Source organism: bacterium, from assembly GCA_036524115.1.
Lineage (GTDB): Bacteria > JAUVQV01 > JAUVQV01 > JAUVQV01 > DATDCY01 > DATDCY01.
This window is the reverse complement of record DATDCY010000056.1, coordinates 1-6,365: the sequence shown is the minus strand read 5'-3', so window position 1 is coordinate 6,365 and position 6,365 is coordinate 1. Positions and strand designations below refer to the sequence as shown.

Genomic DNA, 6,365 nt, shown 5'->3' with positions numbered 1-6,365 from the left:
GCCCCGCCCGCGGAGGACGCGCCCGCCGCGAGCCACCGCCTCATCGTGAAGCTGACTCCCGCGGCGATGGCGGCAGGCCGGGAGACCGGTGTGCTCGGCAGCCTCCTGGCCGCGCACGGGGTCACGGCCTCGATGCCGCTGCTGCCCGCGCCGGCGCCCGCCGAGGCCGACGCCGCCCGCGCGGAGTTCGACCGGATCTTCGTGCTGGAGCTGCCGGAGTCCGCGGACATGGACGCGGCGGTCGCCGCGTTCGGCGCGGACCCCCGCGTCGAGTACGCGGAGATCGACCACATCCTTTCCAGCGCGCTCGTCCCGAGGGACCCGCGGTACGTGGAGCAGTGGAGCCTCGACAACGCCGGCCTGTGGGGCTGCGCGATGGACGCGGACATCGACGCCCCGGAGGCGTGGCGGGTGACCACCGGCCTGCCCTCGCGGGTCATCGCCGTGATCGACTCCGGCATCGACATGGACAACCCGGACCTGGCGGCCAAGATCGTCCCGGGCTACGACTTCGCCTACGACGACACCGACCCGGCCGACGACATCGGGCACGGCACCCACGTCTCGGGGATAGCGGCGGCTCTCTCGAACAACGCGGCGGGGATCGCCGGCGTCTGCTGGGCCTGCCGCATCATGCCCCTGAAGGCGCTCGCCGGGAGCCGCGGGCAGTACTCGTGGCTGGAGGCGGCCCTCATCTACGCCGCGGACCACCGGGCGTCCGTGGTCAACATGAGCCTCGGCGGCAGCGTCGACTCGATCACCCTCCACGACGCGGTTCGCTACGTCTACGGCAGTAAGATCCCCATGGTCGTCGCCATGATGAACAACGCCAGCTCGGCGCCGGCCTACCCGGCGGCCTACCCGGAGGTCATAGCCGTCGGCGCCACCGACTGCACCGACGGGCGCGCCTCGTTCTCCAACGTCGGCAGCCACATCGACCTCGTCGCGCCCGGGGTGGACATCCTGAGCACGCTCCCGAACGGCGCGTACGAGCGCTGGAACGGGACCTCGATGGCCACGCCGCACGTCACCGGCGTCGTCGGGCTGATGCGCTCGCTGAATCCGACCTACTCTCCCGCCCAGATCCGCAGCATCCTCAAGGCGACCGCGGACGACCAGGTGGGCGACCCCGCGCAGGACACCCCCGGCTGGGACCAGTACTTCGGCAGCGGGCGCCTGAACGCCGCCGCCGCGGTGCGGGCGGTCGCGGACGCCCTGAGCGTCTTCTCGACCACGTCCCAGGCCCTGGACGGCTGGGTCCTGGAGGCGGCGGAGGACGCCGAGGTGGGGGGCGCCCGGAACACGGTCGGCACCGCGGTCCTCGTCGGCGACAACGCTCAGAACCGGCAGTACCGGGGGATCCTCTCCTTCAACACCTCCGGCCTCCCCGACAACGCGGTGATCGTCTTCGCGACCCTCGAGCTCAAGCTCAAGGCGAGCACGGGGAACGTCAATTTCTCCACGACCCACGGGAGGCTGCTCGTCGACGCCCGGAAGGCGTTCTTCGGCGCCGTCCCCGGCGTGGAACTGGCAGATTTCGAGGCGCCCGCCGGAACGGCGGCGGCGGGGGCGTTCACGGTCAACCCCGTCGCCGGCTGGCACACCGCCGCGATCGCGCGCGCTGCGTTCCCGCAGATCGACCCGCGGGGCCTGACGCAGTTCCGCATCGAGTTCGCGGCCGACGACGACAACGACGGCGTCGCCGACTACGCCGCGTTCCACAGCGGCGACGCCGTGGTTCCGGCGGACCGCCCGGCGCTGGTCATCCAGTACTACGTCCCGTAGAGGAGACCCCATGAGGACTCTCTCGCTTCAAAGGGCCGCGGGGGCGGCGCTGGCCGTCCTGGTGCTGTCTCACGCCGCTTCGGCCGCGACGGGGCGGCCGGCCGTCCCGGAGAGCCACCGCCTCATCGTGAAGCTGACCCCCGCGGCCATGGCGGCGGGGCGGGAGACCGGCGCGCTCGGCGACCTCCTGGCCGCGTACGCGGTCAAGGCGTCGATGCCGCTGCTTCCCGCGCCGGCGCCCGCCGAGGCCGACGCCGCCCGCGCCGGGTTCGACCGGGTCTTCGTCCTGGCGTTGCCGGAGTCCACGGACATGGAGCGGGCGGCGGCGGACTTCACGGCGGACCCGCGCGTCGAGTACGCCGAGATCGACCGGACCGCCGTCGCCGCCGCGCTCCTCCCCACCGATCCCTCGTTCCCGGGGCAGTGGAACCTCGACAACAAGGGCCAGAACTGGTGCAAGGTGGACGCTGACATCGACGCCCCGGAGGCCTGGCAGCTCACGAAGGGCTACTCCTCCGCGGTCATCGCCGTGATCGACACCGGCGTCGACAGAGAGCACCCGGAGTTGGCCGGGAAGCTCGTCGCCGGGTACGACTTCGTGAACAACGACAACGACGCGATGGACGATCTCGGGCACGGCTCGCTGGTCGCGGGCATCGCCGCCGCCGCGACCAACAACGGCCAGGGCATCGCGGGCGTCTGCTGGGCCTGCCGGGTCATGCCCCTGAAGGCCCTCGACGGCACGGGGTACGGCACCTACTCCTGGATCGCGGCCGCGCTCGTCTGGGCGGCCGACCACCGCGCGTCCATCGTCAACATGAGCCTGGGCGGCGAAGAGGACTCGATCACGCTGCACGATGCGGTCCGCTATGCCTACGAACGGAACATTCCCCTCGTCGCCGCCATGGGGAACGGGGGCAGCCCGGCCGGTACCGTGATCCCCCACTACCCGGCCGCCTATCCGGAGGTGATCGCGGTCGGCGGGACGAACTGCGACGACGAGCGCGCCCCGTACTCCAATTACGGCAAGCACATCGACCTGGTGGCCCCGGGGTGGGACATCCCGAGCCTGTACGTGCGCAACCAGTACCAGGTCGCTTCGGGGACGTCCACGGCCGCGCCGCACGTCGCGGGCGTCATCGGGCTGATCCGCTCGGTGAACGCGGCGTACTCCCCGTCACAGATCCTGGCCATCCTCCGGGCGACCGCGGACGACCAGGTGGGGCCGCCGTCGGAGGATCTGCCGGGCCCGGACCAGTACTTCGGCAACGGCCGCCTCAACGCGGGCGCCGCGGTGCGCCTTGTCGTCGGCAGCCTGAGCGCATTCACGGCAACGTCCCTGCCGGAAGACGGCTATCTGCTGGAGTCGGCGGAGGATTCCGGCGTGGCAGGGGCCAGGGACGCCACCGCGGCGACGATCCGGGCGGGCGATGACGCGCAGAACCGCCAGTACCGCGGCATCCTCTCGTTCGACACCTCCGGCCTCCCCGACAACGCGAAGATCGCCTTCGTGACGCTCAAGCTCAAGGCGCGCACGACCGTGGGCTCGATCGGCATGTCCGGCGGCCACGGGAGGCTCCTGGTCGACGCGAAGAAGGGGTTCTTCGGCAGCGGTTCCGGCCTCGAGCTGCGGGACTTCGACGCCCCCGCGCTGTCCGCCGCAGCGACGTTCAACATCAACCCCGTCGCGGGATGGTACTCGGCGCCGCTCGGGCGCGCGGCGTTCGCCCAGGTCAACCCGACCGGCCGGACGCAGCTGCGCATCCGCTTCGCCGCGGACGACGACAACGACGGCGTCGCCGACTTCCTGGCGTTCTACAGCGGCAACGCCGGCGCGGCCGCCCGGCCCGCGCTGGTCGTCCAGTACTACGTCCCCTGACGGCCCGCCTGCCGGCCCGCCCGCGGCAGCGTCCCGAGGGCCGTTGCGGTCCCGTCCCCGGGACCGGAACCGTCCCGCCTCCGGCGCAGTCAAAGGAGGATGGCGGGAGGATCGCGCGGCGGATGGCGCACGATTGACACGGGGGCGCCCCGTCGCCGATAATTGCCCGAATTACAAGGAGAAAGGACTACCATGTTCGAACGGTTCACGGAGCGAGCCCGGCGGGTCATCATCCTCGCGCGCGGCGAGGCCGAGAAATACCAGCACGAGTACCTGGGCACCGAGCACCTGCTGCTCGGCATCCTCCGCGAGGGCACCGGAACGGCGATCTCCGTCCTCCAGGCGCTCGAGTTCTCCCAGAAGCAGTTCGAGGCCGAACTGGTCTCGCGCATGCCGCCCACCGAGAACGTCCTGACCCTCGGCGAGATCCCCTTCTCGCCGCAGGCCAAGAAGGTTCTCGAGCTGTCGGTCGAGGAAGCGCGCCTGCTGGGCCAGAACTACATCGGCACCGAGCACCTGCTGCTCGGCCTCATCAAGGAGGACTCCGGCATCGCCGCGCAGGTCCTCAAGAGCTTCGGGCTGTCGCTGCCGATGCTGCGCAAGGAGACGATCGCGCTGCTCAAGCTCTCTTCGCCCAAGTCCAAGGAGGACAAGAAGGACACGCCGCTGCTCAACGAGTTCTCGCGCGACCTCACCAAGTTCGCCAAGGAGGCCAAGCTCGACCCGGTGATCGGCCGCGAGGACGAGATCGAGCGCGTGATCCAGATCCTCTCGCGCCGCACGAAGAACAACCCGGTGCTCATCGGCGAGCCGGGCGTCGGCAAGACGGCCATCGCCGAGGGGCTCGCCCAGCGCATCGTCGCCGGCCAGGTGCCCAAGACGCTGCTCGGCAAGCGCCTCGTGCAGCTGGACCTCGGCTCGCTCGTCGCCGGCACGAAGTACCGCGGCCAGTTCGAGGAGCGCCTCAAGACGGTGATGAAGGAGATCACCGAGACGCCCAACGTCGTGATCTTCATCGACGAGATCCACACGCTCGTCGGCGCCGGCGCCGCGGAGGGCTCGATCGACGCCTCCTCGATGCTCAAGCCGGCGCTCGCGCGCGGCGAGATCCAGTGCATCGGCGCGACGACGCTCAACGAGTACCGCAAGCACATCGAGAAGGACGGCGCGCTCGAGCGGCGCTTCCAGACGGTGCGCGTCGAGCCCCCGACCGTCGACCAGACGGTGCAGATCATCCAGGGGCTCAAGTCGCGCTACGAGGCGCACCACCACATCCGCATCACCGACCAGGCGGTGACGGCCGCCGCGCGCCTCTCGGACCGCTACATCACCGACCGCTACCTGCCGGACAAGGCGATCGACGTCATCGACGAGGCCGGCTCGCGCGCCCGCCTGCGCGAGATCACCATGCCGCCGCGGCTGCGCGAGCGCGAGGCGGCGATCGAGGCGGTGACCGCGGAGAAGGTCACGGCGATCCGCCTCCAGGACTACGAGAAGGCGGCGCGGCTGCGCGACACCGAGAGCCGGCTCAAGCTGGAGCTGGAGCAGGCCAAGCAGGAGTGGGAGAAGCAGCAGGACGCGGTCGTGCCCGCGCTCGGCGAGGACGACATCGCCTACATCGTCTCGAAGATGACGGGCATCCCGACCGTGCGCATCGAGGAGCGCGAGAGCGAGCGGCTGCTGCGCATGGAGGACGAGCTGCACAAGCGCATCGTCGGCCAGGACGAGGCCGTGACGGCGATCGTGCGCGCCATCCGCCGCTCGCGCGTCGGCCTCAAGGCGCGCAACAAGCCGATCGGCTCGTTCATCTTCCTGGGGCCCACCGGCGTCGGCAAGACGGAGCTGGCGCGGGCGCTGGCGGCGACGCTCTTCAACGACGAGCGGGCGCTGATCCGCCTGGACATGAGCGAGTACATGGAGAAGTTCAACGTCTCGCGCCTCACCGGCGCCCCCCCGGGGTACGTCGGCTACGAGGAGGGCGGGCAGCTCACCGAGCAGGTGCGCCGGCGCCCCTACTCGATCGTGCTCTTCGACGAGATCGAGAAGGCGCACCCGGACGTCTTCAACATCCTGCTCCAGGTGCTCGACGGCGGGCAGCTCACCGACAGCTACGGCCACACGGTCTCGTTCCGCAACGTGGTGCTGATCATCACCTCGAACCTCGGCACGCGCGACCTGCACAAGGGTGGCGGGCTTGGCTTCGCGTCGGGGCCCGGCGGCGGCGCCGGCGACAAGGCGCGGGCGCAGATCATGGAGGAGGTCAAGCGGACCTTCAACCCGGAGTTCATCAACCGCATCGACGAGACCGTGATCTTCCACTCGCTCAACCGCGAGCACATCCGCCAGATCGTCGACCTGCAGCTCGGCCAGCTCAACGAGCAGCTCGCCGAGAAGGGCTTCGCGGTGCGGCTCGACCACGAGGCCAAGGAGTGGCTCATCGAGAAGGGCTTCGACCCGGCGTACGGCGCGCGCCACCTGCGGCGGGCGATCCAGACGCACATCGAGGACCCGCTGGCCATGGAGATGCTGCGGCGCGACTTCGCCGGGAGCGACGAGGTCCTCGCGGCGCTCGAGAACGGGCAGATCGTCTTCCGCGTGAAGGCCAAGGTCTGATGCGCCGCCTCCGGCGCACCGCCCGGCGGCTGGCCGCCGCCCTGCTGCTGGCCTGCGCCGCGCTGGCCGCCGCCGGCCTCGCCGCGCG

General features: G+C 70.8%; 3 protein-coding genes. All 3 read left to right on the top strand.

All coding sequences use genetic code 11. From position 1 onward, the window contains the following. Nucleotides 1-1,785: S8 family serine peptidase (locus VI078_02585; GenBank protein ID HEY5998170.1), on the top strand; the 1,785-nt coding region annotated here is incomplete at its 5' end. Between the two features lie 10 nt (nt 1,786-1,795). Then, the gene (locus VI078_02580; protein HEY5998169.1) at nt 1,796-3,664 is read left to right on the top strand and encodes a S8 family serine peptidase; all 1,869 of its coding nucleotides are present in this window, start codon (nt 1,796-1,798) and stop codon (nt 3,662-3,664) included. Nucleotides 3,665-3,856: 192 nt separating this feature from the next. Further along, complete coding sequence (locus VI078_02575; GenBank protein ID HEY5998168.1) at nt 3,857-6,277, top strand: ATP-dependent Clp protease ATP-binding subunit; 2,421 nt, start codon at nt 3,857-3,859, stop codon at nt 6,275-6,277. Nucleotides 6,278-6,365: the final 88 nt, after the last annotated feature.

Coding starts and splice junctions, on each gene's coding strand:
- VI078_02580 (HEY5998169.1), top strand. CDS start 1,796: ATGAGGACTCTCTCGCTTCAAAGGGCCGCGGGGGCGGCGCTGGCCGTC.
- VI078_02575 (HEY5998168.1), top strand. CDS start 3,857: ATGTTCGAACGGTTCACGGAGCGAGCCCGGCGGGTCATCATCCTCGCG.